The sequence below is a fragment of the Chitinophaga filiformis genome (assembly GCF_023100805.1).
Taxonomy (GTDB): domain Bacteria; phylum Bacteroidota; class Bacteroidia; order Chitinophagales; family Chitinophagaceae; genus Chitinophaga; species Chitinophaga filiformis_B.
In genome coordinates, this window is sequence record NZ_CP095855.1 from 6,186,041 (window position 1) to 6,211,400 (window position 25,360).

Sequence of the window (25,360 nt, forward strand, 5' to 3'; positions counted from 1 at the left end):
AAACGAAGACTATGTGTCCAAATTCCATATGCTAATTATTCATTACTGCTGTTGATTTCTTCAATCACCATCTTAGCATGAAACAATTTCAGTCCTACGTACTATACCTAATGACTGTGACTACCTGCTCGCTAGCGTGGATATTCACAATACAAATTTACTACTGATCGGTAATGCCTGAGATGATTGCAAGCATCCAGACATAATACATGGAGCAGCCGAAAACCATTAGAAGAGAGTAGGCAATATTTAATTTATTTAAGTTTAGCCTTTTAATTTACAAAGGCAGCTATTTTATGAAGAAAGCACGTATAGTTCTTTCCGCAGTAGCATTACTCGCACTTATAGGAGGCGCTTTTGCATTTAAAGCTATGCGCACCGGTTTACCAGGAGTATTACATCAAACAACTGCTGTATTCCTGGATGGAGAAACCTATACACGGGCTGGTAATGCTACATTCGTTTATACAAGTCCTACGCAATTCACTACGGCCGCGCCAAATGGAGTTGCCACTACAACATGGACTACAACTGCAGTTCCAGGTCTAACCATTACCCTGACAAAAGTGGGTGGTACTGAAACCATAACTATTCCAAACTATGGTACAGTAATAACTACAACTTTCCAAACCAGGGTTACTTCCCTTGACTAATTGAGTTAAAGATTAGTAGTAATTCAGCATTTACAACTAATCTGCTTTTCCGAAAATTCAGTATCTCCACGGCAGTAAATGTCGTGGAGATTTTTCTGTAAACAAATGTCCGATGTAGTAGGCATAATAACATCTACAAAGGCCGAAGACTGCGGGAGCTAAGACTATGGCTCTCTTCCTAATGAATCGAGCTGCAGACCAGATCTGATTCCTTTCAATTTAACTGGAATTCCTTCAGTCATCCAAAGCGGGGCCGGCTTCCCGTTCAGATAGTGATCGAAAAATTGCTGCTGTCTTAAAATAAAATCCGTTCCGACTTTACTATAACCATCCATTAGATGTCCAGCTGCATATTGTAGAAACCATACCTTTTTTCCAGCTCTTCTTAATGCTGTGAATAGTTCAATAGCCTGCCCAATGTTAACAGCACCGTCATCTTTACCATGCGCTATAAGTAAAGGAGTCACAGCATTGCCAGCACCAAAAATGGGAGAATTATTTACGTACACGTCTGGCCTATCCCAGGGTGTGTATCCTAGATTATTCTGAAAAATTTCTATAGTAGCTTGCAAACTTCTTCCCCCAAAACCAAGTCCTCCATAACAACTAATAAAATCACTTCTTCCTGAACTCGATTGTGCAGCAGCAAATAATTTCGAATGTGTAGCTACAAAATTCGTAATGGTGCCTCCAAAACTGTGCCCCTGTAGCCCCATCCTCGATTTATCTATCCATTTGTAATTACTACAAAGATGTAATGCTGCGCTCTCAATGATATCCAACGCATTTTCAAAAGTATGTCCCTTTTTACGAGGGATGTCAGGTACAAAAACGAGATAGCCCTTGCTTAGATAGACAGGTATGTTAATGTTAGCAGCATTTAAATCAGGTCTAAGAAATTTGCGAAGTTCACCACTACGAATTTCATAATAATTAAATAGTAAGGGATATTTCATCGTAGTGTCTAAATTATCGGGAATGTATAGAATACCTTTTCTAGGTTCACCATACTTTGAAGTCCAACTTATCAATTTTGTATGAAACCAAATAAAATCTTCCTCAGGATGAATATTAGTAAGAGAGACTTGATCAACGAAATTATTCGTCAAAACTAAATTCAGCGACTTTCTATCGCTCTGTTTTTGAATCAAATATACATTTGAACTCAATGCCTTTAAAGGTGGTCTTGGGGGATTTTCAGCAAATATTCCAGGAAAATAATATAAAGATGGCTCCAAAATTATCTTTTTTGGTTGAACCGCCGATGACAACCTAATCTTGTAAAAGCCGTTATTCATTGATGAATCCTCCATCGCAGCAACTATTACTTCATCGTTTAATTTTTTCATTTCTAAACCTTTCTGATCATCAATCAGAGCAAAGTTTATCTTTTTCAGTTTTCCATAACCAGCTGTAAGGCATATTGCGGATTTGACGCCTATTGGATCAATTTGCCATAGGTCATAATCATCGTGACAAATGACAAATGCGTCATTTGCTGTCCATCCATCCAGGTAAATTTTATCAAGCAAGCTTTTGCCGTGACCATCGGTTTTACCCATCAAAGAAATAGTGTTCCCTGTTCCAATATTGTAGCAATAGTATGCTTTTGCACTTGTATCAGCCCAGGTAATAAATTTTCCCGAAGGCGATAATTGTACCTCATGAACATTTTCATACGACTTCAAAAAATCGGTATGAGTACCATCCTTTAATGAAACTAGCTGAAAACTAGGCCATTCGTTCGCTCTCCAATATACCTCATGATCATTATTTAAAGTCTTTATTACTGCATATTCGTTTCCCATAGATAAGTGAACCAATGTATCTGCATTCTCAAACAAAAATGCTGCTCCTTTGTTGGTTAATGGCATTACACCTTGATACAAATGGTCGGCGTCAAACTCGTCTTTCTTATCTAGTTGCTCCGACTGAAGAAACCTGTCTTTGTAATTCCAAATATCAACATACTTGGTTATTAAATTGCTATCCTGTTGAGGTTTCTGCTTTACAATTTTATATTTAAAAAATATAATATCGTTAGTATTATTAAAACCCAAGCCCTGACTCGACAACAATGTCCCTTTCCTCATACCAGGAGAATTATTTGAAATAACTTGTTCAGTTTTATTAGCAATCGACAAATATTTATGTATAGTTACCGTATCGCCATTTACAACCGAAAATAAAAGTTGATCTCCTAGACCATTAAAACATATGCTCTCAATCCTACCTCCAGCATATACTAGATTTGATTTATGATTAGTAAGATTAAGTAAGCACAAGGAATCCTCATATTTAACCAACAAGCTCTTCCCAGAAGGATCAAACCAACACTCTAAGGCTCCATCCATAATACGCTCAGATCCATCTTTTATATTCATCAGCTTCATTTTATTGTCGTGATTGTATAACGCCCAATCGCTATTTTCGGAAACTTTTAAGTCTCTTGCATTCTTAATGAATAATTCCTTAAAATCATATAACCGGATTTTATAAATTCCTTTCTCTGAAGTGAATAGGATATTTTTACAATCATTAGAGAATTCAGGGCCGTAACAACGGCTATACGATATCTTTCGCTTGCCTGAAGCATTTTTAATAAATAGCATAGATCCTGTACGCCCAGAATCCACTACATACCATACATACTTTCCATCATTAGATATCCCATAACTAGCAAGATTCGGCCAGGTATTAATTGCATTGAAATCCATTTCTTTCTTTTGGGCCAACGACGTCGTTGCTTCTAATAACATAAAAATGAAAATGAATAGCTTTTTCATAATAGCAGAAGAAAGGTTTACATTTTGTTTGAGCACCAACCTTAAATGTACCTCATTGCAGTGTGATGGCATCTCAGTGTTTTTAATGAATTAATACATTTGATATTCTAATAACGCAGAAATGACTAATAAGTATTATAATTTTCTATCGGCCGATTACTTTATGTGATTTCTTTGGCTACAAATGTCAGCAGATATACTGTGATACAAATTTAGTTTTATAAACCACCGCGAAGGCCCCCAGTAAATCGCACAGCGATATGCCGGTTCTCCAAGGTTTACCATACAATCTCCAAAAAAGCTTACCCGTATTTATAATATCTTCCTTTATAGGACATAGTGAAGTCTAAAATCAGCTTAAAGAGTAGACAGTATTCATTTTTAAATTTAGCCTTGAACTACAAAACGATTATTTTATGAGAAAAGCAATAACAATTCTTTGCGCCATTGCACTATTTGCAACAATTGGAGGCGTCTTTGCGTTTAAAGCAAGGTACACAGGTTTCCCGGTTTTTACCAGAACAACTGCGGTGGTTTTGGATGGCTATATATATACCAGAGCAGGTAGTGCCTCCTTCTGTTATCCAGATGAAACTTTATTTGTTACGGTAAATCCATACGGCGTTCTGAGTACTATCATGACTACTTATGCGATTCCTATGCAAGTTTATACCCTGACAAGAGTAGGAGGAACGGAAACGGTCTTTATTCCAAATTTTTGCACTGTTTCTACAACGACCGCAACAAGGGTTACAGCCGTCGATTAACTCAATCTTTTGTGTTACAGCGCTGTTAATAACCAAGTCTGTCATTTTTGTGTCTGTGGATCGACGACAACAGGAGGGAAACAAAGTAGTGAAGCAAATCGAGGCGCAAACGCACTGCTTAAGTTCCCTCCTTTCGCTGACAAACGGCGAAGTAACGCAGACTGAAAAAGCGTAATTGATAAAAAATGGGTAAATATAGCGAGAGAAGACCTATGATAAAAAGCTACTTAATGTGGATGATTCCTTTTTCATCAGTAGAATAATCAATGGTATTGGTAAGTTGAATACTCTTTAGCATAAGTTCTACCGGTTTGCTTCTATATAATATTCCAGTAAACCGTTGGCTCGCGGCGTCTTTTGTGTCAACAACTACAGTGCAACCATACCACCTACTTAATACGGCGCTCAATTCAGCGAGTGTTGCATTGTCGATATAATACTTACCTTCCCGCCATGCGAGCACTTCATCTGCATCAAACAAGCCGACAACAATATCATTTGCAGTAGCTACGGCTTCCCTTCCTGGTTTTAACAGGGTAGCGCTAGCAGGAGTTTTGATTCTAAGGGATCCTGAAACCAGTGATATTCTCTCCACTGCACTATCGTAGGTGTTGATATTAAATTCCGTGCCCAATACTTCAACTGTTCCAGCCGGCAAATGAACTATAAAAGGTTTTTCGGTATTGTGTGCCACTTTTAAATAGGCTTCTCCATCAATCGTTACCTCCCTGATGTTGCCCGTAAATGTTAAGGGAAACCGCAGCTTCGTAGCAGCGTTTAAATGTATCTCCGAACCATCTTTTAAATGAATTTTGTAATCTCTGCCCGCAGGCACTGTAAGCGTGGCATATTCAGCAGCAGACGCATCTATATTCGCAGCATAAGTCAGTGTACGGTTCTTGGTACTGATTCTGATCCCTCCCACCTGTAATTTTTGATCAGTAGAATCGAGTTGCATTCTCCTGCCATTTGGCAAAGACAATATGATATCATGTGATGATGGCGGACGGGTCGCGATGGTTGTATCAGGGACATTAGACCCACGGTTGTAAAAAAAGTACCAGATACAAGCGAAAATGATTAGACTTGCCGCTGCAGAAATGCTGATAAGCCTCAATATATTTTCACGCTTTTTTTTATGTGCCTGAATCTTTGTTATTATCTCCTGGGTAAATACTTTCTCATCGTTTTTTAGCAAAAAGTTCCTCAGCGCAATAACATCTACCTGACTTCGTATTTTTTCAGCAAGCTCACGCGCCTTAGCATCGCTTTTTAACACCTCGCTAAGCAGGGCCGCTTCAGAGGAGGTGATATCGCCTGAAATTTCTTTGAGCACAAGGGTTTCTATCAGTTCGTGTTCTATTTGCATGACATTTTAATAACGCGAAAACCTCAAAAATGTATTAAGAATATTTTATTTTACCATATCATGCAATTTAGCACGCAATGTCTTCAGCGCTGAGTGAATAGTGACTTTAACTGTGGGCAGTTTAATATTATGTTCTTTCATTACTTCCATATGACTTTTCCCTTCGAAGTATACGGCTTGAAAGATCTTTTGCTGTGTAGCAGTAAGAGATTGAATGGCAGCAGTAAGTCGGCTGCCAAGCTCTGCGTTCTCAAGTTCATCTACATGTGAAAACTGTGGCTGTCCATAACAGAAATTATCTGTACGACGCTGTCTTGTCTTATTCTTTCGTATTACTGATATACAATGATTCTTCGTTAGGGTGTTCAAATATTTATCTAACGAGGTTGATTTGGTAAGTTGATCCTTTACCAGCCATAATTTTATAAAAACATCCTGGACGGCATCATTGGCTTCATCAACATCACCTAAAATATAATAGGCATAATAGATCAGCTGATTACGGTAGCGGTGAATAATCTCCACAAGGGCTTGTTCCTTCCCTGCCATAAGCTGCTTCAATAGATCTGCTTTCAGGATTCTATCTTCATCCTTCATACTTCCTTTGATGGTTGGTTAGTATTTAGTTCCCTACAAAATGAGATATACAATTATATTTTACTTAGCTAGTTATTGGGATCTGTAGATTTTGTCCAATTTAGCCATAAAGTAACAATTTTTTAATAACCTGGCGAAATTTGATATTGAAAATAATACTATAGCCCTGCCGAAAATTATTTTGAAAATCTCATAATACCTTTTTTAAAGTTTTGCGTTATTGTATTAGAGGGAACAGTACTCATACATGATATACCATAAATGTTTTATTAAGCCTGTGTTTGCTTATTGCAACCGCAAGTAATGGTTATTGTCCATTAAATCTGATTCTTCCTTTTCCTTTCACCAATAACCAAAAAGAGGTGCCGGTCTATCGGGGAACTAAACATTTATCCGCTAATCAACTAGTTAAAAAACGTGCCACTTATATCTTAATATAACGTGTCTGGAGCACCATTATGAATTGAACCAACTATTTATTTATCAACCAAATTAATTGCAGTTATGCCTTCAGCTGTTCATTCCGGTAATCGGCTTTTTTACAAGCTGTTATTCATCATTATTTGCGTTCAATGTTATTCCTTTGCGGAGGCCCAGGGTAATGCCCGGATCTCTGAAAAGCTCGTGACATTGTCTGTAAAAGGTAGCCCTCTGAATGTAATTCTTAAAAGAATTTCTAAGAACACAGGTATTACCATTTATTTTAACAACCTTCATGTTGCCCCTTTCACCAATGTTTCAATTAATGTTAAAAATAAGCCGTTTAAGGAGGTGATGCATGATTTGTTGGATCCCCTTGGTCTGGATTGGGTGGAAGTTAATGAAAGTACGATCACCGTGAGGAAAGCGCCTGCGCCAATTCAATCCACCAACACATCCACCTCTGATACCACTATTTCGGTTTCGGGAAAGGTGATGAATGAGAAAGGATCACCAATCGTGTCTGCAACGGTAGCGCTTAGCGGCACAAACCGCGGTACGACAACAGGTCCAGATGGATCATTTATTCTCAATGGAGTTCCGAAATCAGCATCAATTACAATTTCCAGTGTGTCATTTTTAACACAGCAAGTTTCTGTTAAAGGCAGGAGTAATCTTGGAGCTATACCAATGAAGGAGTATGTCTCAGATCTTGATGAAACAGTGGTAAAGGGATATTATAATACTACCAAGAGATTCAACACCGGAACAGTGTATAGTATTAAGGGAGAAGAACTGGCAAAACAGCCAGTTACTAATCCCATTATGGCATTACAGGGAAGAGTGCCTAATCTTATAATAAATCCCTCATCCGGCCTTCCTAATGCGGCAATTAAGTTTCAAATGCGAGGCCAAAACAGTTTAAGTTCCTTTTCTTTAAGATCAGAACCACTTATTATTATTGATGGAATCCCTTATCCAAATACAATCCAAGCTGGCGCCTTCGGTTCATTAACCATCAACAATGATCAGATTTCTGCACTAAGCCTTATCAATGTTAACGAAATAGAACAAATAGATGTTTTGTCAGACGCTGACGCAACCTCCATCTACGGATCGAGAGGAGGAAATGGCGTTATTCTGATTACTACCAAAAAAGGTAAGACGGGTGAAATGGCCATAACCCTTTCTTTATCAACAGGCATGAGTCAGGTTAGCAATAAACTTGAACTTTTAAATACAGAACAATACCTTCAGTTAAGAAGACAAGCATATAAAAATGATGATTTAGCGATTCCCGACAGATCATCTCCAGTCAAAACTTTTAATAACTATGATTTAACGGTTTGGGATCCCAATCGTAATACAGATTGGCAGAAAGAGTTCCTTGGGGGCACTGCAAGTACTTATACCGCTAATTTGTCCGTACAAGGAGGTTCTCCAACCATTCAGTATTTGTTAAGTGGCAACTATAATACTCAAAAGTACATTTACCCAGGTAAAAATAAATATGAGATTGGAACAACGAATCTAAGTATTACTGGCAATTCCCTTAACGGAAAATTCCGTGCGCAATTGAACAGTTCATATACTTTTAACAACGTATTATCCCCCGGTTCAGATTTTACCAAATTTGCCGTTACCTTAGCTCCTAACGCGCCATCTTTATACGATAGCGAAGGCAAATTAAACTGGGAACCAGATACCACCGCATCTGTAAGAGTTTCCACATGGGTTAATCCATATGCACAATTGTTAAGAACTTCCGAGTTAACCAACTCAAATTTCAGAGAAAGTGCTGAATTAAGCTATAAAATATCTGAAAATTTATCTGTGAAGTCAACAGTTGGCTTCGCAGAAGTGAGGGCGAAGACCCTGTCAATCTATCCAATTGCCTCCATGGATCCTTTCATTTCAACTAACACGGGATTTGCTTTCCGATCCGATACAAAATCGCAATCATTTACAGTTGATCCTCAAATAACATATAGCAAGATATTTAATCTCGTGAAGCTTGAAGCGTTATTGGGTGCATCTTATCAAAGTTTAAACCAGGAGTTTGAATATATTAGTGGTGAGGGTTACACCAGCGATGCATTATTACGGAGTATTCCAGCTGCTCGAATCATAACTGGTGACAACACTAATTCACAGTACAAATATGTTGCAGGATTTGGTAGGTTGAATTTTAACGTGTCAGACAAATATTTATTCAATGCTACCGCGCGACGAGATGGCAGCAGCAGATTTGGTCCTGACTATCAATTTGGAAACTTTTGGTCACTCGGTGCGGGTTATATTTTTTCGCAGGAAGATTATTTCAAACACATCTTGCCTTCATTAAGTTTCGGTAAACTTAGAGCTAGCTACGGAACGTCAGGAAATGATGGTATTAGTGACTACCAGTATATAGAATTGTATGAACCACAAAATGGTTATTCCTACCAAAATACCACACCTTTAAGATCCCTCGGGGCAATAAATCCAGATTATCACTGGGAAACGATCAAGAAGTTAGAGCTGGGTATCGAAATAGGCGTTTTCAACAACCGATTATTCTTAAATGCTTCTTACTGGCGGACAAGGGCTAGTGATCAGCTAGGGCTGTTTCCTCTTCCGGCAACAGCAGGAGCTGACGCCATAGTAAAAAATCAAAATGCCAGGATACAAAATATGGGATGGGATTTTGTATTGAATGCAAAAGTTTTAAATAGCAAGCGTATTACATGGACCTTGAGCGCAAACCTGGGTACTCAAAATAACAAACTGTTAGCCCGGCCGGAAGGATTATATAATGGCTATGGATTCAACCGTTTTGTTAAAGTGGGAGAACCATTTACAGGATTTGCAGTTGCATATCGGTCTAAGGGAGTTAATGCGGCAAATGGCCTGTACCAATTTGAAACGGCAGATAAAAACGTTAGTACGGATTTGAACAATTTTTATGCGGAGGCTTTAAAGATAAAAACCATTCCCCTAACAATGGGAATAAACAATTCTTTTACATTCAAAGGGTTTAACATAAGTTTCTTTTTACAGTTAACTAAACAAATGGGAAGAAATGTTTTGTTTGACCCTGCATTTACTTTCTACAATCCAGGATCATTTACAAGTCAAAACCCGTCTGAGTATGGCAATTTACCTGTAGAATATATGAATAACTGGCAAAAACCGGGAGACAATGCAGTGTTTCAAAGATTGACTTCGGGCAATTTTTCAAATCCTTCAAAGAATACTTTGGGAAGAGCGGTGGCGAGTGATTTGGCTTGGGTTGATGCTTCATTCATTAGATTAAGAAATGTGTCTTTGTCTTATGCTGTTCCTGCATCTTGGATAAAAAGATGGCATCTAAATACTTTCTCACTGTTCCTACAGGCGCAGAACGTATTCACAATAACTAAATACAAGGGCCTTGACCCAGAAGTCCAGAGTGCAACGTCGCTTCCGTTATTACGAACTTTCAATGGAGGTATTCAAATTGGTATCTAGTTTTCATTCAATCCTTCAGTGGTCTCTGAGATCGAGATGCTTACTACACACATGAAGGCAACTTGGCCTAATAGAAGAAGGCACGTAGCTAATCGACAATTGATAGCTCCATGAGTACCACTCCTATAGCCAATGAAGAGGAAAATGTAGAAAAGTCCGCTGCGGTGGTAGGTTAATAAAAAAAATTAAAGTCATGAAGAGTGTTATAAATAACAAATTCTCAAAAGCAAATTTCAGCTTTACTGCATTTGCTCTTATACTGTCTGGTAGCCTTTTGCTTCACAGCTGCAAAAAACTTATAGAAGTCGACCTGCCTATAAATAGAAACACCAATGAAACAGTTTTTGCAAACACCTCGACGGCAGTTGCTGCAATGAATAGTATCTATTCATCAATTGGAGCAATTTCTCCTTTCGTGGGCAATAGTGGTATTTCAATCCGGTCAGCAGTGATGGCAGATGAATTAAGCTCAATTATACCTGAAACGGACCCAGAATATCTAAATAATTACACAGGATCGGAGGGATGGAATATTTGGTTAATGGCATATAAAGAACCTATATATAGAATAAACTCAATCCTGGAAAACATATCTCGCTCAACTACATTACCTAATCGAACAAAACAAATAGTGACAGGTGAAGCAAAATTCTGCAGAGCTTGGCTGTATTTTTATCTCGTCAATTTGTATGGGGATATCCCACTAGTATTAGGAACTGATTTTAATATTAATTCCTCCATCGCCCGTTCACCGATAGAGGTTGTGTATCAACAGATTGAAAAAGACCTGGTTGACGCGCAACAACTTTTGGTAGAAGGATATTTGGACAAAGATCTGGTGACTTCGACAAATGAACGTATCCGACCGAATAAAGCGGCAGCGACGGCGCTATTAGCCCGTGTATACTTGTACCGGGAAAAATGGCAGCAGGCAGAAACAGAGGCAACAAAAGTTATCAGTAATGGTAACTTTGAGTTGTTACCTGATCCTGATCAGGTATTTTTAAAAAACAGTACTGAGTCAATCTGGCAATTGCAGCCAAATATATTAGACGGTGATGGTCAAAATACCCCCGACGGCCGTTTCCTTATCAATCCTTACGGAGGTGCCCCATTATACTATATAAGCTCTCAGCTACTGGCAGCCTTTGAACCAAATGATCAACGCCAAAATAAATGGATTATCCTCAGTCCTTCAGGTATTGTCATTCCTTATAAATATAAGGAGGGTTGGGCAACTACAGAACAAAAAGAATATACAACTGTACTCCGAATAGCTGAACAATATCTCATCAGAGCTGAGGCACGTGCGCAACAGAATAAATTAACAGGTTCTAATAGTGCTGAAACTGACTTAAACGCGATTAGAAACAGAGCAGGTTTACCCAATACCACCGCAATAACCCAAAGCGATTTATTAACAGCAATTGCAAAAGAACGACAGGTGGAATTGTTCCTCGAATGGGGCGATAGATGGTTTAATCTTAAGCGTACGGGGAAGATTAACGATGTAATGTCAATTGTTACTCCCTTGAAAGGTGGCACTTGGATTCCTTACAAGGCTCTTCTCCCCATTCCATATGAGGAGTTTAATTATAATCCGGCATTAAGGGGACACCAGAATCCCGGCTATCAAGAGCAGCCATAAGTAAGAACAAATAATTTAGTCAAATTAATTTTACTTCAATGAATACAAACACTTTTATACTGTTGGTAATTCTTTGTGTCGCTTTTTTATCCTGCAATAAAGAGGACGCTGATATTACCGGAGCGCCTGCAGCGATTACCTTAGTAAACTCAGTAGCAGGTAGTGGTTCTGATCTCACAATGAATTTTAGCGGTCAAAATATTAATTATATAGATAGCAAGAGGTTGACTTATAATGCCAACGATGGTAAGCAGAACAATGGATCATTAACATTTGGCGTCCCTGTAAACCTACCTATTCCCTTAATTGTCACCTTAGTCAAGGATACAACAAAACCCATTTTTAGTCAGTCAATTACTTTCCAACCGGGAGACATTTATTCTCTGTTTTTTGGGGGTAAGCCTGAAAGTGTAAGCTATGTCCTGGTAAAAGATACACTGCCGGAAATAAAAGACAGTTTAACTGCCATTCGCTTCATAAATATGTCACAAGATCTGAAGACCGTTAGTATTAATTTAGTTGGACAGCCCAATGGTTCAGAAGTAAGTAGTTTAAATTATATGCAGATTACTGGTTTTAAAACATATCCTGCTAAATCCACCAATTCGTCGTACATATTTGAAGTGCGCGACTTTGCAACTGGAAATTTCCTTGCCCGTTACAATTATAACAATATAGCGCGGCAAAAGCACATAACCCTAATTGTCAGAGGTCTAAAACCAGGTTCTCCTGGACCTTCAATGGTTAGAATGAATAATTGGTAATTGCCCCTTGCGGTTCTTCTCTGATGTTTGTTTCTGTCACTGGTCGCTCTCAGAAATTGTGATTACAATAGTAAAGGTTCACCAAAGAAGCAACCCAACATTTTCTTTTGTTGGTTAGAAGACATGACAACAGCGGAACGTGCGAATGGTTACGAGCAAGGTTGGAGCGAAAAAAGACAGTACTGCCGAGCCCCTTTCCTCTCACTTTGGTCCTTCCATGATCTCTGAGATCTTCGACACCAAAGGGTAAAGGTTCTTGGTGGAACGTAAAATGAAAATCAAAACCCGGAATAAATCAAAATTCTAACGTAATGTTTAAAAATGAATGCAGGCTTTTAGTCACGGTCTTTTGTACCGTTTTCCTCAGTACCTGTGCTATTGCTCAGCAAAAACCGGCCTGGCAAATCCAATCTGGCACCATAACCACACGCTGGGCTGACCAGGTAAAGCCGTCCAATGTGCTTTCTGAGTATCCTCGTCCTCAACTGGTACGCAATAAGTGGATCAATCTTAACGGTCTTTGGGAGTATGCTATTACTCCTAAAACTTCGGATGTTCCAAATGCTTATGATGGTTCAATCCTCGTGCCTTACCCAGTCGAATCAGCCTTGTCAGGTATTAAAAAATTCCTGAAGCCGGAAGAGCTGCTATGGTATCGTCGTAGCTTTAAAAACCCCACCACCCGCTCAGGCGAAAGAGTGCTGCTGCATTTCGGAGCGGTTGACTTTGAATCCACCATTTTTTTGAATGGCAAACAACTTATGGTGCATATTGGAGGCTATCAACATTTTACTGTAGATATTACTGACCACTTGAAGATAGGCAGGAATGAGCTGATAGTTAAGGTCTGGGATCCGACTGATGCAGGTCCTAACCCACATGGCAAGCAGGTTTTAATTCCACAAGGTATAATGTACACTCCCAGCAGTGGCATCTGGCAAACAGTTTGGATGGAAGTAGTGCCGGAAAGCTACATTCAGGCGCTCAAAATAATTCCTGACGTCGATAAGCAGTCCGTTTCGTTAGAAGTTGCCATCAGTAAAGGAGAAGCAACGTTTTCTGATGATTTCAGTAACGATTTAAATACAGAAGCAGATCTTTCTGATTATTCGATTAATATCGAAGTTAAAAAAGGCAATTCAGTGGTAAGCCGCTGTGCTGCTCCTGCTGGTAAGCCAATCATCGTCCAGGTCAAAAATCCGCACCTTTGGAGCCCGGATGATCCATTTCTTTATGACCTTAGGCTACAACTGGTTAAAAAAGGTAAGGTGGTGGAAGAAATAGGAAGCTATTTCGGTATGCGTAAAATTGCTGTTCAGAAGGATGAAAGGGGAATCGATAGGATATTCCTGAACAATAAGTATATCTACAACCTTGGCACCCTGGATCAAGGTTTTTGGCCAGATGGTCTCTACACCGCGCCTACCGATGAAGCATTAAAGTTTGACATTATTGCAGCCAAGGCCATGGGCTTTAATACCATTCGTAAGCACATAAAAATAGAACCGGATCGCTGGTACTATCATGCTGACAAATTAGGGATGCTGATATGGCAGGATATGGTAAATCCAGGCAATGATACAAAGGAAGGGCGTGATGAGTTTGAAAAGGAAAACAAAATAAACATTGCGCAACTCTATAATCACCCCTCTATTGTGACCTGGGTATTGTTCAATGAGAAATGGGGACAATATGATCAGGAGCGTCTTACGAAATGGATGAAGGAATACGACCCTACACGCCTGGTAAACGGCCACTCCGGTGAAATGCTGTATGTAAATGATCAGCTCCGCAGTCTATCACCCAATGCCTGGATGGCAGCAGATATGACCGACGTTCACTCTTACCCCTTTCCAAGAATTGCACCTTATCAACCAGGTAAAGCGATGGTTTTGGGCGAATTTGGTGGTATAGGTGTCCCCGTGGAAGGTCATTTGTGGGATGATCTGGTGGCAGGATGGGGTTACGACGGGGTAGTTACCCCTCCTATGATGCAGCAACAATATACGGCTATGGTTGATTCGCTGAAGATCCTGGAAAGCCTGGGTTTGAGTGCCTCCATCTACACACAGCCTTTTGATGTGGAGTCCGAGCAAAATGGCCTGATGACTTATGACCGGGCTATTATCAAACTGCCGGTAGCTACCCTTAGAAACATACACTCAAAAGTATGGCAGGTGACCGGCAATTATGCTGTAGCTACCAGTGAGTTTTCAGCTAGGGTTGCCGATACTATTAATAGGGATTATGCAGCACGTTTGGAAGAGTACAAATCCGGCAAAAATGACTCAGCATCGTTACGGAGCCTTACTATAATGGCTTTAAAGTACAAAGACAAAGCAAATGTCACAAAATTTTCCGCAGAATATATTAACAAGTTGAAAAATCCTTACCTGGAAAACAACCTGAGTTTTATAGAAAAGGTCACCACTAAAAAAACTGATCCAGGATTCACAATATTGGAGAAAAGTGTTGCTTTGGTGGGTTACGATAATATTCCCAGATCTATTACAGCTAAAATGGAGATGCTCATTTTTGATAATGAAGTGAAAGGGATTTTAAATGAAAGCCCCGATTGGATTCAAGTAGAGGAGATTATTCGCAAGCATCAACCTCTGGAGGGAGAATTGATACGTGGCCTTTGTGTCATTAATTACCTTAATGCAACTGTTGCTGGTCAGAAGAATGCTACCAAAAATTTGGTTGAAGCCGCAACTCGTTATGATGACCGTTATCATTCTGGCAATTATAATGCCTGGGCCTGGTTATTATTTGAAAAAACAAAAGAAAGAAGAGAATTAGAAAAAGCTATTGAATGGAGCCAAAAGGCTATCAATCAGGAAACTGATCAAGCACGTAAAGCAGCTTCTATGGATACCTATGCTAATCTGCTTTATAAATTAGGCAATAAGACGGAAGCACTAGAATGGCAGGAGAAAGCTGTTGCAGCATCTCGTGGTGATCAAGAGATCAAAGCGAACTATGAGAAAATGAAGCGCGGCGAACCAACCTGGCCTAATGTTAATTAAGCCAATTATATTACCCAAGAAGCCCTAAATAGGCACAACGCATCTGAATACAGTTCCAAAATGCGTAACCCCAAAAAGGAAGGCTTCGGCCTTCCTTTCTATTTGAAAACAGATATCCTGCAAAAACGAACTCCTTTTAAACCACCTAATGAGCACAATAAAATTCCGATTAGCCGATTGAATCTGATAATAAATGATATAATCCCTTCTATAGCTAAGGCTACAGAAGGCAACTTATGCGAGTAACGACACTTTAAGAATAAAGAAATATTTATCTAGCCAATGCAGCGGTATCTACACTTCGCCAATTTTGTGGATCGATGAGTTGGATAACATCATTACCTATCAAATATAGTAGCCTGTGCTGCCACCGGAACAAATGCGGTACGTACCAGGTACCACCGTTTATCAGGTCCGAAGAATAATTTAAGGCTGGATCACCATACTTGTCATGCCCCATACACAAACAATCACAGATATACTCCATCGGCCATTTAGTGTCATGCTTTCTCGGCTGCCAGTTCACCAGCTGGCAGTATACATCACCCACAACGGGTCCTGTTGGCGTTGGCTGCCTTTTTTCCAAAGAATATATCTTAAATGCAAACCTGAATGGCATACCCACCATTTTCTCGTATTCCAGGGCAATTGCAGACGTCGTCTCATAATGCTGCCCTACCTCTAGCTTCATGCATGAAAATTACTAATTTTTTTTAGCAAATCATTGAAGTAAATTTTCCTCCTTATTGCATAATAACTCTACTTACTCTATTCTTTCACGCTTTACTTTTTTTCTAATTTTAAACAGGGGCCTAAAACGAGAGACAGTTATTTTGATGGGTTTACTCATTTTTTCTAATTCATTGTTAGTTGGATTCCTTTTCAAGCGGATGCTTTTCATTCTTGCTGGCGATATTTTGGCATCATAGCAGTATCGGGAAAAAGAAACGAACACAAAAACATCTTCAAAATCAGTAGCGGCACCAGTTTCGATTACTGCTTTTAACGCATGATACAACCAATCAAAGTTTTTTTCCCTACTCATAATTCATCAACTTTAAAAAGATAGGATTGGCCAAAAATATCAAACTTATTGAGTAAGTCCCCTATCCTTTCATTCGGGATACTGTTAAAAGGCATCTATAAAGTGTCAGGAAAAGTTATACCTATTTATACTATGGGCTTTTTCTTTTCACCGACCTCCAGTCATAAAATTTCCCTACTGGTAGTTTCTCCCAATTTAACACTCTGCTGAACGGTAGATTTGTATCGATTAACCATTATTTGGTTGCAGAAATTTATAAACAACACTTTCACAGATGCACACCCTGGAAACACAAATTCAGCTTTTTTTGCACTACGCTCTTAAACTGGGTTACCTGGACGCGCAAGTCACTGATACGGTAACCGACATGGAAAGCAGCTTACGCCAACACATACAAAATGCAATACACTTTCCCCGTTTCAACCAGCAGCGCTGTGCTATTGTAGACCAATGGGATATTGTCAGCGTAAATGCTCAGAAAGACACTGGCAGCATCCAGGTGGAGTTCGAGTTTATTTTGGAGCTCCATCACCATTACGAGACCTTACAAGTACGGGCACTGCGGTTGATAGCGGCTGGTCAGCCGCCCACTTATTTTCCTTTCACCCATCTTTCCAAACTACCGCCAGTCATGCATTTAATTGAAAGCTGCCAGTTTTCCAGCAGAAAAACGACCATGGGATTAAATGACCGTAGGTTTCGCGCATGACTCAAATTACGGACTATGTCCAATCATGACGTAATAAATACGCAGTGGCACTTTTGAAATTTTTTATCTCTGCATGGATGAATCTCCATCTTTTCTTTAGCTTTTTTATAATACAGGATCAACACCCATGATAAGTTCACTTTTATAATAAGCCAGTTATGTCAAAGCTGCAAAATGAAATCAATCGATGGTTAGAAGTGTTGGAAAATAAAGGTTATTTCAGAAATCTGAATCCTGAACAAAACCGGGAGATGAAGGAAGCATTTTCTTTATCCATCCACGGTATATTTGAAAAAAATAAACTTGTAGATACAGAGAAAGAAGATTTTGTAATGGCCTTTCAAATATACGGCCAAAACAGTGATATCAAATGGAATAGCGAATTCAGGATTGCTCTGAACAAAAACCAGGAGATAGAGATAGCTGGTAGCAATATCTCATTAGAAAATAAAAATAAGGGCATCTCCTTTGAGGTGAGCAGCGATAAATCCTTGCTGGATCTGGATAGCATCCTTACGATCGGGCAAATTTTGCCGGCAAGACTGGAATTTTATCAGATCCCCCGGCATGACCGCACTTTCAATCCTGATAAAGGCAAAAACCAAGGTCCCAGTCTGAATTGACCCTATCGCTGCTTTCCTACTGTTTTATTCACCCATGCCAGCTACATTCAGAGACTCTTTTACCGGCGCCAACCTGTAAGGAATCAATATTTCAACCCTGGTGCCGGTGTGTGCTGCGTCCTCATTTCTTTCCGTAATAGTAAGTACAGCCGGCTTGCCGGACTGCCGTGATAAGATCTGTAAGCGTTCGGTTGTAATGGCGGTGGAATAGGAAGGTTTACCTTTCCCTTTATCCGGCGCCATTGATCGCAGCCCTTTACCGTTATCTTCAATTACGCAATGGAGCAGTTGTTCTTTCAAACTTATACGGATACGCAGCTCTCCTTGCTCCGGCAGCTCTTTAAAACCATGTATAATGGTGTTTTCTACAAAGGGTTGTAGTAACATCGGGGGAATGTATACCTCTTTTTCTTCCAGCGCCGGGTCCAGCAGGATCGCATAGAAGAATGGGGTATCGGCCTGCATGACCTGTAAGGAAAGGTATTGTTCCAGTGCGGCCACTTCACTATCCAGGCTCACAAAAGGTTGCCGGGCATTCTGCAGGGATAGGCGAAGTAATTTTGAGAACCTACTGAGGTACTCCGTCGCCCGCTCAATATCGTTGTCATAGATATATCCCTGTAGTACAGATAATGTATTGAAAATAAAGTGGGGCTCCATCTGGGTGCGCAATAGTTGCTGACGTAAGGCAGTTTCCCGCAGCTCATTTCTTAATCTGCGCCGTCTATACCACATCACGCCAATAATTGCCAGCAATACAAACGTGATGGATAAACTCACTATTAAGATTCGCTGCTGACTGCTGATTTTTTCATTGGCTGTGTTTAGCGACGCCAGTGATTGGATTCTGTCATCTTTGGCCTTGACCTGGTATTCGGTCTGTATCTGCTGTGCCTTCTCCGCAATGGATGAGTCCATCAGTACCTGCTTATTGGCCAGGGCCGAATCTGCAGCCCGATACGCCTCCCGGTAATCACCGAGTTTTACTGCAATCTGTCCTTTTAGTTTCCAAACGTTGGTGACGGTTTCCCATCGCCGCTGTTGCCTGGCTATAAGAATGGCACTGTCAGCGTATAGTAACGCGGTGGGATAGCGCGCTAATTTGTCGTTAATGGAAGCCATGGTACTGTACAGTATCGCCTGTGGACCATCATATTTTGTAATGGCGGCAAAACCGCTATTATATTTTGTCAGGGCCAGTTCATACTGTTTTTTCTTTAGTAACAATTGGCCCATATTCCAATCCAGGACACCTTTATAATACGGTTGCAGATGGCTCACTGTATCATTTATAGCTATGTTATAAAAGGCGATCGCCGAATCAAATTCTTCCATTTGGACATAAAAAGCAAAATAGGCGCAGGCAAAAGCAGAGGCATGGGCAGTGGAATCGTAGCCGGACAAATGGCTCATACGCCACCCCTCTTGCAGATATTTACGGGTAGCAGCATAGTCTCTTACGCTTAGATAAATCTGCATAAGTGAATAACAAAGCTTAGGCACTTTGGTGGAATCCACCTTTTTTGCCAGATAGTAAGCATTTTCCAGGTGACGCAGTGCAGCTTGCAGGGAGTCGCGGTCTATCAACCAGTTCGCATACTGGGCCTCTGCCACGAGGTAAAGCTTTCGGCTACTGTCCTTTTCCAGTGCATAACGCATTTGCTCCATCAAAACCGGACGTGCACTATCGTATTTGCCTTCTCCCATAAGCTGAACGGACTTGGTGTTCAGCCAGAACAGATTTAAGGTAACATTGTCCAGGCTATCTAATTTGGGACGCAGGCTATCCAGTAGCTGCCCAACCAGGTGATATTGTCTTTGGCGAAGCAGGTCATCCAGAGGGCCATCCATGTATCGATGGAGACTGTCAATGTCGGACCGTTGAACGGATATGCGGGACGGAGCAGGCTGACAGGCGATCTTTGCTGCAGTCAGCAGGCAAAGTAACAACAAACGGTACATAACAAACGCTTTACCGGAGTTTTCTAATTAGGGTCGTGATTAATTCCTTTCGCCGGGTGGCAACAGGTATCTGGATATTGCCTTTTAGGATGATATAGCCATTCGTGTGATACTTTTCAATAAATAAGGTATTAACGATATAAGACTGATGCGGGCGGATAAACAGCGCCTGGGGCAATGTCTCTTCGTATACTTTGATGTTCTTTGAGGATACAATTTTTCTTCCGTCCCCCAGAAAAAAAATCGTATACACGCCGCTGGCTTGCAGATAAATAATATCAGCTGCCTGCAGCACATGTAGCAGTTCACTGGTTCTGATCACCAGGCGCTGGTTGTCAACACTGCTGTTGTATTGCATGCTGGCCACCTGCAACTGTTGTATAGCAGGTGTCTGCAATTGCTGCATTCTTCCAAGCGCCTGGGTCAATTCCCCGGGGTCCAGGGGTTTTAGCAGGTAATCCAGGGCGCCATATTTGATGGCCCTGATTGCATGCTCCTGGAAGGCTGTCAGGAATATAACCTTAAATGCCGGAGGCCAGAAATGTTGCAGGATGTCAAATCCTGTCCCATCGGGCAGTTGAATATCCAGTAGTAGCAGGGCGGGTTGCTCCCGGTTGATAAGGGGGATGGCGTCTGCTACAGTAGCACAACTTCCCAATAGCTGGACTCCGGGATGGGCACCAAGTAAATGAGCTGCATTTTTTCTAACAATGGGCAGATCTTCTACAATCACTACGGTGATCGCAGCAGGGTTTAGCGTCATCCGTCCGGAGTTTTAAATTTATGTTACTAATTTATTAATTCTTTTAGAATGCGGATATGCATTTTAGTTACAATTCTGTGTTCATTTTTTGTTCATTTTTACTTCACGCGTAATGACCCTGACGGATGCGCTGTTACAGCAGATGAGTTTGTCGTGATATTTATTAAAAAATAAAAGAGGAAAACTCAAAAGTAAAAATAAGCGCTGAGAATCGCTTAAATGGGTACCTGACTCCATCAGGTACCCGAATAAAAAGAGGGTGTATCGTACTTTTGAGTTCTTATGTTTGAAAAAGAAAACATGGCTTCGAGATGAAATGTAACTTTAATTACAAAATCTCTGAGCCATGTTTACAAAGTCACTTAAAGTTACCGATTTTACGGGACAGAACATTTATGTGGGCTTAGATGTCCACCATAAGAGCTGGATGGTGAGTATTTACAGTGATGAATTTGAGTTGAAGACTTTTAGCCAGTTGCCAGATGCATTAAAATTGGGCAATTATTTGAGGCAGCACTATCCGAATGCGAACTTTCATTTAGCTTATGAGGCTGGTTTTTGTGGTTTCTGGATACATCGGGCTTTTAAAGCACAGGGAATAAAATGCATTGTCATTCATCCGGGAGATGTTCCCAGTAGTGACAAAGAACAAAAGCGAAAAACGGATGGGGTTGATAGTCGTAAGATTGCCCGAGGTCTGAAAAATAACGAGTTAAACGCCGTTTTTGTTCCTGGAGAACAGCAAGAGGCAGATCGTATGTTGATAAGGAGCAGAGCCAAGACGGTAAAAGATCTGACCACCGTTAAGAATAGGATCAAGGCCTTTTGAAGATCTACGGCATCGGCATTCCAGAAGAGTTCAACACAGGGAATTGGACAGGTCGTTTTACAGAATGGTTAAATCAATTATCATTTATGGAACCCAGTAGTAAACAGTCCCTTCAATATTATGTGCAACAGTCTAACTTTCTAATAGCTCAACGCAAACAAATAGAACAGGGTATACAGAGCTTAGCAACAAGCTCCCACTATGCATATAAAGTGAAGTTATTAACTACTATTCCGGCTGTGGGGATATTAACGGCAATGACTTTTCTTACAGAGATAGGAGACATCACACGGTTCAAAAATATAGATCATTTATCCAGTTATTGTGGCCTCACACCAGATTGCCGTAATAGTGGACAGACAGAACGTATCACTGGTATAACCAGGCGGGGAAATGCTACTGTTAAAACACTGTTGATAGAATGTTCCTGGATGGCTATTAGAAAAGATCCGGCTCTACTACTTTATTATAAACAACTTTTACCTAGAATGAATGGTAATAAAGCCATAGTGAAAGTTGCGAGAAAGCTACTAAATCGCATTACCTACGTCATGCGCAATCAGCAACCATATGTATTGGGTGTAGTTGCTTGATTATCCAAACCGGGTGAGGCGCTGTTGCCGCGCCATCCCCCCTTCCCCCTCCCGGCAGGGTTCCAAACAATGTCAGGAGGCCTACAGAATATTGAATAATAATTCTTATAAAAACTTTGGTTGCCAATCAATGCAGGAGGGTGTATGTGGCTAATCTATTAGACCACTCTTTTGAGTTTGCATGTGGCATCCTATAGAAAATGATACAAGAAATTGCAGCTTGCATGGCAATGTCTGCTTAGAGAAGATTGTTTTTATAGGGATAACAAAAATAAAAGCTGGCCTTAAAAGACCAGCCTTAAAGTTCTTTTAAAACTTTTTTTCTCGAGGGCTTGTTTTTCAACATAGAATACACCCTCTTGTCATGGAAATGCTACATCAATACAGCATTACCCCATCGCAAACAAGAGATCTACGCCCTGTCTGAAACGCAGGTTTTTCACTTTATCGCTGATGCTATATTGTAGCAGACAATGTTTGGTTAGAAATGCCCTGTCACCTTCAAACAGTTGCTCACTGAATTGAGTGCTGCTTTTTTGCAGTTTACCATCCGAGGAGCGTATACGGCGGCTGATTTCTTCGGCCAGTTCCAACCAGAATGTCCCAGGAAAAAGAGCTGTATCGGTCCCCTGCCCTTTCAACTGTTCTCTTTCCTTCTTGATCTTTTCAGCCATCTCCGCTGCATAGGGAACAAAGGCAGCTGTGTCATCCGGAAAAAGGTCAAACAGCAGTTTGGCTCTTTGAATATTCGTCATTCCCAGTAATCCTTTCATGATACTATTGATTTGAAGTGCTGATCAATCTATTTTGCTGGTCGTCACTCTCATTTGTTAAACAACTGTGAGCGTACGTCAGTGAACGACAGTATTTCTTCAGCTGATATAACTGCAAGCCCCTCCAATGGCGCCATTGCAGGTACAGGGTATATGCGGGATCCGGCGCCGCTGTCCCCGCTGTAGGCCCAGCCTTCATCCCTGCAGCAGTAGAATCTTGTTGCAAGGACAGCCAGTCCTGCAGATAACGTTCATATCGTCTGCAATAGTCGTCGATCATTTGCTGTACCGGTGTACATACCGCAACAACGGCTGTCTGAAAAAGCTGGGACAGGTCCTGTTGCAACTCGCTCGCATAACCGTTAAGCAGAATTTCAGCCAGTTGACGACCACGATAATGGCAATCAGGATAGGCTTGCCGGGCAAGCGGTATTAAGTGTTCAAACCTTCGTAGTTCCATCTTCATGTTTTTTAAAGTGGTTATCGCCTTCGTTTTCGTCCTGTACCTGGAGACTGTGGTCTGTACTGCGCCAGTCTCGCTTTGCCGTACCCCATCTTGAGTAAACGTCTGGCAGCTTCGCGAAAATCTCCATTACATGCAAGGATGGCAAATACGGCGCTGGGCCGGTAGGCGACCTCATGCTCAAACTGCGTGCTGGTAGAAAACACCTTAAAACAACGCAGCCCATGGTGATAGTTACCGGAGCTATAACTATCGGTGTCGCCCGGTCTTTTTACCAGGGTGCGCTCACCATCCTGCCCTACAATTGTCCAGCCATAGCTTAACAATAAGGCTATCACGTCGCCGCGGGCATTATAGTCAGTAAGGGGATCATCGCAGCTTGTACTGCGGTGGGTGGCAACTGCGGGTGTCCATTTTTTTTCCGGTACCAGATTAAAACTTTTCGCGATAGTCAGTAGAGACAATCTATCCGTTGCGGAGATCAATGGCACCCGATACAGGTCACCTTGTATAAACGCGTAGCCAGGTGTCGGCGGGGCGACTACATAGCCCTTTTCACCTCTGGTTTCGATGAGCACTTTTAAGGGCTGATTAGGTGCTGTGCGCCGTTCCTCAGTAGTCGTAGGACGACTGGCCAGTTTGGCATTACTACCTGCCTGGTCACACCGATAGTACAGATGGTAACCGCCGCTTCGGGTACGGGCCACCACCAGTTGCGCTGCCAGCGAGGGAGAATATTGCAGGATCTTTGACCATAGTTTTGCAAACAACTCCTGATCCAGCGCATGTTTACAATCTATGTCGATCACCTCCAGGCCTCCGCTGACAGCACCGCATACCAGGGCTATGCCATTTGCAGGCGGCAGTGAGAACATCCACCGCAAGGTTGCTGCTGTCGCGGGCGACTGCTGGTAAGGGCGCCACTTGACACAAGGACGTTTACTCGTACCTACAGCAATGGGCGAATAACCTATAGAAGCATATGTCAACGCTTTCTCCCAAAGCCAGCAACCTTTCCAAAGGGAGGATGTTGCCTGCCTATGCGATATTTTTGGTTGCATCTTACTTTATTTTCCTGTTGCGCCGCTGACCGCTGGAATTTTTGTTATCCGCCTGCACGCGCAAACGTTTTGGTAGCACCTTTTTCTCCGGTAGCTGAAGCATATATCCATTGTCGGTCTGCAGCACAGCAATAAAGGGTCCCAGCGTTTTCAGCAGGCCGACGGAAAGTTTTTCAGCCGGAACGAGCAGATGAGCTCCGCCAGGGATCGTAGCCTGAATGGAAGGCCGTTTCTCTCGCTGCAACAACAAGGCACCACCCTGATATATACTGGCGCGCCGTATATAGGCCGGCAGTCCAATCTTATGGACTTTTCGCGCATCAAACAGATCATCATGGATGGTCCTCAGCTGCTGAAAAGCCTGCTCGAGTGTTGGAAAGGCGTCCCTCAGCTTCTGCGTACCAGGATCCCGCTGCCGGGCTAACTGCCGCTGTACATTACACCATTCTATTTCCAGTATAATTGCAGGTGTTTGTTCTTTCATCATGTGTTGATATTAACTAACAGGTCGACAATGTTTATTTGATAGTACCAGTATGTTTTTACACCCGGTTTGCGTTATTACGTGACCATGCCGACTCCCGGACGACACGCTGTTGACTGGGCGCCGGTGTAGTGTCAATAGGACTGCCTGTTGTATAAATGCCCCGTGCCTGCGCTGGTCTATCTATGCGTTTTTTCGTCAATTGCATCGATGTCGAGAGCTGTGTATAGCAACTGGATAGAGATACCGGGAGGAAGAGCATAGCTATGACGGAGGCCGATGAGTTTATCTTCCAAAAGATGCTGCGGGTCCCCGGCGATGCGCATACCGGCAAAACCAATGACCACGGGTAAACGAAAAGCCCGGGTAGCCATTTTAACAAAATACCTGTTATTAAACCGTTGCAGGTACAAAGTGCCTGTCAAAAGGAATAGGCCTGAAAGAACGCAATCCGGTGATTAAACGTGTTCAACGGATTATAGCTCTCCATATAGAACAGATATAGCTGTTGTCTGGCCATGATCACTTACTAG

The 25,360-nt window shown here is 41.4% G+C and carries 22 protein-coding genes; 10 read left to right on the forward strand and 12 right to left on the reverse strand.

What is annotated here, in order from left to right; genetic code table 11:
• Positions 1-296: 296 nt before the first annotated feature.
• Positions 297-653: a hypothetical protein gene (locus MYF79_RS23890; protein ID WP_247810339.1), complete on the forward strand. Its 357-nt coding sequence runs from the start codon at positions 297-299 to the stop codon at positions 651-653.
• Between the two features lie 164 nt (positions 654-817).
• On the opposite strand, the gene MYF79_RS23895 is transcribed toward MYF79_RS23890, so the two are convergent.
• Positions 818-3,439 (reverse strand): alpha/beta hydrolase family protein, encoded by a 2,622-nt coding sequence (locus MYF79_RS23895; RefSeq protein ID WP_247810340.1) that lies wholly within the window; start codon positions 3,437-3,439, stop codon positions 818-820.
• A gap of 416 nt (positions 3,440-3,855) precedes the next feature.
• Between MYF79_RS23895 and MYF79_RS23900 the strand changes: the two genes are divergently transcribed.
• Complete coding sequence (locus tag MYF79_RS23900) at positions 3,856-4,206, forward strand: hypothetical protein (RefSeq protein ID WP_247810341.1); 351 nt, start codon at positions 3,856-3,858, stop codon at positions 4,204-4,206.
• A 223-nt stretch (positions 4,207-4,429) separates the two neighbouring features.
• Here MYF79_RS23900 and MYF79_RS23905 read toward each other — a convergent pair whose 3' ends face one another.
• Positions 4,430-5,575, reverse strand: coding sequence for a FecR family protein (locus MYF79_RS23905; RefSeq protein ID WP_247810342.1), 1,146 nt, complete (start codon positions 5,573-5,575; stop codon positions 4,430-4,432).
• 45 nt (positions 5,576-5,620) lie between these two features.
• Positions 5,621-6,172 carry an RNA polymerase sigma factor gene (locus tag MYF79_RS23910; protein ID WP_247810343.1) on the reverse strand — a complete coding sequence of 184 codons (552 nt, stop codon included), beginning with the start codon at positions 6,170-6,172 and terminating at the stop codon, positions 5,621-5,623.
• Positions 6,173-6,676: 504 nt separating this feature from the next.
• On the opposite strand from MYF79_RS23910, the gene MYF79_RS23915 reads away from it, so the two are divergent.
• The 4 genes from MYF79_RS23915 (at position 6,677) to MYF79_RS23930 (ending at position 15,522) form a co-directional block, all read left to right on the forward strand.
• Positions 6,677-10,081 (forward strand): SusC/RagA family TonB-linked outer membrane protein, encoded by a 3,405-nt coding sequence (locus MYF79_RS23915; RefSeq protein ID WP_247810344.1) that lies wholly within the window; start codon positions 6,677-6,679, stop codon positions 10,079-10,081.
• 193 nt (positions 10,082-10,274) lie between these two features.
• Positions 10,275-11,729 (forward strand): RagB/SusD family nutrient uptake outer membrane protein, encoded by a 1,455-nt coding sequence (locus tag MYF79_RS23920; protein WP_247810345.1) that lies wholly within the window; start codon positions 10,275-10,277, stop codon positions 11,727-11,729.
• A 38-nt stretch (positions 11,730-11,767) separates the two neighbouring features.
• Entirely contained in the window at positions 11,768-12,493 is a 726-nt protein-coding gene (locus tag MYF79_RS23925; protein WP_247810346.1) for a DUF4397 domain-containing protein, read from the forward strand.
• A gap of 311 nt (positions 12,494-12,804) precedes the next feature.
• Positions 12,805-15,522: a sugar-binding domain-containing protein gene (locus tag MYF79_RS23930; RefSeq protein ID WP_247810347.1), complete on the forward strand. Its 2,718-nt coding sequence runs from the start codon at positions 12,805-12,807 to the stop codon at positions 15,520-15,522.
• Positions 15,523-15,793: 271 nt separating this feature from the next.
• On the opposite strand, the gene MYF79_RS23935 is transcribed toward MYF79_RS23930, so the two are convergent.
• Both MYF79_RS23935 and MYF79_RS23940 read right to left on the reverse strand, forming a co-directional pair.
• Entirely contained in the window at positions 15,794-16,213 is a 420-nt protein-coding gene (locus MYF79_RS23935) for a hypothetical protein (protein WP_247810348.1), read from the reverse strand.
• Positions 16,214-16,285: 72 nt separating this feature from the next.
• Entirely contained in the window at positions 16,286-16,567 is a 282-nt protein-coding gene (locus MYF79_RS23940; protein ID WP_247810349.1) for a hypothetical protein, read from the reverse strand.
• A gap of 307 nt (positions 16,568-16,874) precedes the next feature.
• On the opposite strand from MYF79_RS23940, the gene MYF79_RS23945 reads away from it, so the two are divergent.
• A complete protein-coding gene (locus tag MYF79_RS23945; protein WP_247810350.1) occupies positions 16,875-17,276 on the forward strand; it encodes a hypothetical protein in 402 nt (133 codons plus the stop codon).
• Positions 17,277-17,434: 158 nt separating this feature from the next.
• Positions 17,435-17,899 carry a hypothetical protein gene (locus tag MYF79_RS23950; RefSeq protein ID WP_247810351.1) on the forward strand — a complete coding sequence of 155 codons (465 nt, stop codon included), beginning with the start codon at positions 17,435-17,437 and terminating at the stop codon, positions 17,897-17,899.
• Positions 17,900-17,923: 24 nt separating this feature from the next.
• Here the strand turns inward: MYF79_RS23950 and MYF79_RS23955 are convergent, their stop codons facing one another.
• Positions 17,924-19,861 carry a histidine kinase gene (locus tag MYF79_RS23955; protein ID WP_247810352.1) on the reverse strand — a complete coding sequence of 646 codons (1,938 nt, stop codon included), beginning with the start codon at positions 19,859-19,861 and terminating at the stop codon, positions 17,924-17,926.
• A gap of 10 nt (positions 19,862-19,871) precedes the next feature.
• The gene (locus MYF79_RS23960; RefSeq protein ID WP_247810353.1) at positions 19,872-20,624 is read right to left on the reverse strand and encodes a LytR/AlgR family response regulator transcription factor; all 753 of its coding nucleotides are present in this window, start codon (positions 20,622-20,624) and stop codon (positions 19,872-19,874) included.
• Positions 20,625-20,970: 346 nt separating this feature from the next.
• Between MYF79_RS23960 and MYF79_RS23965 the strand changes: the two genes are divergently transcribed.
• Entirely contained in the window at positions 20,971-21,453 is a 483-nt protein-coding gene (locus MYF79_RS23965) for an IS110 family transposase (RefSeq protein WP_247810354.1), read from the forward strand.
• Complete coding sequence (locus MYF79_RS23970; RefSeq protein WP_247810355.1) at positions 21,450-22,046, forward strand: transposase; 597 nt, start codon at positions 21,450-21,452, stop codon at positions 22,044-22,046. The genes MYF79_RS23965 and MYF79_RS23970 overlap by 4 nt, the downstream gene beginning before the upstream one ends.
• Positions 22,047-22,435: 389 nt before the next feature.
• Here the strand turns inward: MYF79_RS23970 and MYF79_RS23975 are convergent, their stop codons facing one another.
• The 5 genes from MYF79_RS23975 to MYF79_RS23995 form a co-directional block, all read right to left on the reverse strand.
• Entirely contained in the window at positions 22,436-22,819 is a 384-nt protein-coding gene (locus MYF79_RS23975; RefSeq protein WP_247810356.1) for a hypothetical protein, read from the reverse strand.
• Between the two features lie 4 nt (positions 22,820-22,823).
• On the reverse strand, positions 22,824-23,279 hold the full coding sequence (locus MYF79_RS23980) for a hypothetical protein (RefSeq protein ID WP_247810357.1): 456 nt from the start codon (positions 23,277-23,279) through the stop codon (positions 22,824-22,826).
• 20 nt (positions 23,280-23,299) lie between these two features.
• Positions 23,300-24,343: a bifunctional DNA primase/polymerase gene (locus tag MYF79_RS23985; RefSeq protein WP_247810358.1), complete on the reverse strand. Its 1,044-nt coding sequence runs from the start codon at positions 24,341-24,343 to the stop codon at positions 23,300-23,302.
• A 1-nt stretch (position 24,344) separates the two neighbouring features.
• Positions 24,345-24,830 carry a hypothetical protein gene (locus tag MYF79_RS23990; protein ID WP_247810359.1) on the reverse strand — a complete coding sequence of 162 codons (486 nt, stop codon included), beginning with the start codon at positions 24,828-24,830 and terminating at the stop codon, positions 24,345-24,347.
• 176 nt (positions 24,831-25,006) lie between these two features.
• Positions 25,007-25,252 carry a hypothetical protein gene (locus tag MYF79_RS23995; protein WP_247810360.1) on the reverse strand — a complete coding sequence of 82 codons (246 nt, stop codon included), beginning with the start codon at positions 25,250-25,252 and terminating at the stop codon, positions 25,007-25,009.
• Positions 25,253-25,360 lie beyond the last annotated feature (108 nt).

What these genes read in the sequence shown, in the direction of transcription:
- MYF79_RS23890 (WP_247810339.1), top strand. Translation starts at nt 297, where the DNA reads ATGAAGAAAGCACGTATAGTTCTTTCCGCAGTAGCATTACTCGCACTT.
- MYF79_RS23895 (WP_247810340.1), bottom strand. Translation starts at nt 3,439, where the DNA reads ATGAAAAAGCTATTCATTTTCATTTTTATGTTATTAGAAGCAACGACG.
- MYF79_RS23900 (WP_247810341.1), top strand. Translation starts at nt 3,856, where the DNA reads ATGAGAAAAGCAATAACAATTCTTTGCGCCATTGCACTATTTGCAACA.
- MYF79_RS23905 (WP_247810342.1), bottom strand. Translation starts at nt 5,575, where the DNA reads ATGCAAATAGAACACGAACTGATAGAAACCCTTGTGCTCAAAGAAATT.
- MYF79_RS23910 (WP_247810343.1), bottom strand. Translation starts at nt 6,172, where the DNA reads ATGAAGGATGAAGATAGAATCCTGAAAGCAGATCTATTGAAGCAGCTT.
- MYF79_RS23915 (WP_247810344.1), top strand. Translation starts at nt 6,677, where the DNA reads ATGCCTTCAGCTGTTCATTCCGGTAATCGGCTTTTTTACAAGCTGTTA.
- MYF79_RS23920 (WP_247810345.1), top strand. Translation starts at nt 10,275, where the DNA reads ATGAAGAGTGTTATAAATAACAAATTCTCAAAAGCAAATTTCAGCTTT.
- MYF79_RS23925 (WP_247810346.1), top strand. Translation starts at nt 11,768, where the DNA reads ATGAATACAAACACTTTTATACTGTTGGTAATTCTTTGTGTCGCTTTT.
- MYF79_RS23930 (WP_247810347.1), top strand. Translation starts at nt 12,805, where the DNA reads ATGTTTAAAAATGAATGCAGGCTTTTAGTCACGGTCTTTTGTACCGTT.
- MYF79_RS23935 (WP_247810348.1), bottom strand. Translation starts at nt 16,213, where the DNA reads ATGAAGCTAGAGGTAGGGCAGCATTATGAGACGACGTCTGCAATTGCC.
- MYF79_RS23940 (WP_247810349.1), bottom strand. Translation starts at nt 16,567, where the DNA reads ATGAGTAGGGAAAAAAACTTTGATTGGTTGTATCATGCGTTAAAAGCA.
- MYF79_RS23950 (WP_247810351.1), top strand. Translation starts at nt 17,435, where the DNA reads ATGTCAAAGCTGCAAAATGAAATCAATCGATGGTTAGAAGTGTTGGAA.
- MYF79_RS23955 (WP_247810352.1), bottom strand. Translation starts at nt 19,861, where the DNA reads ATGTACCGTTTGTTGTTACTTTGCCTGCTGACTGCAGCAAAGATCGCC.
- MYF79_RS23960 (WP_247810353.1), bottom strand. Translation starts at nt 20,624, where the DNA reads ATGACGCTAAACCCTGCTGCGATCACCGTAGTGATTGTAGAAGATCTG.
- MYF79_RS23965 (WP_247810354.1), top strand. Translation starts at nt 20,971, where the DNA reads ATGTTTACAAAGTCACTTAAAGTTACCGATTTTACGGGACAGAACATT.
- MYF79_RS23975 (WP_247810356.1), bottom strand. Translation starts at nt 22,819, where the DNA reads ATGAAAGGATTACTGGGAATGACGAATATTCAAAGAGCCAAACTGCTG.
- MYF79_RS23980 (WP_247810357.1), bottom strand. Translation starts at nt 23,279, where the DNA reads ATGGAACTACGAAGGTTTGAACACTTAATACCGCTTGCCCGGCAAGCC.
- MYF79_RS23985 (WP_247810358.1), bottom strand. Translation starts at nt 24,343, where the DNA reads ATGCAACCAAAAATATCGCATAGGCAGGCAACATCCTCCCTTTGGAAA.
- MYF79_RS23990 (WP_247810359.1), bottom strand. Translation starts at nt 24,830, where the DNA reads ATGATGAAAGAACAAACACCTGCAATTATACTGGAAATAGAATGGTGT.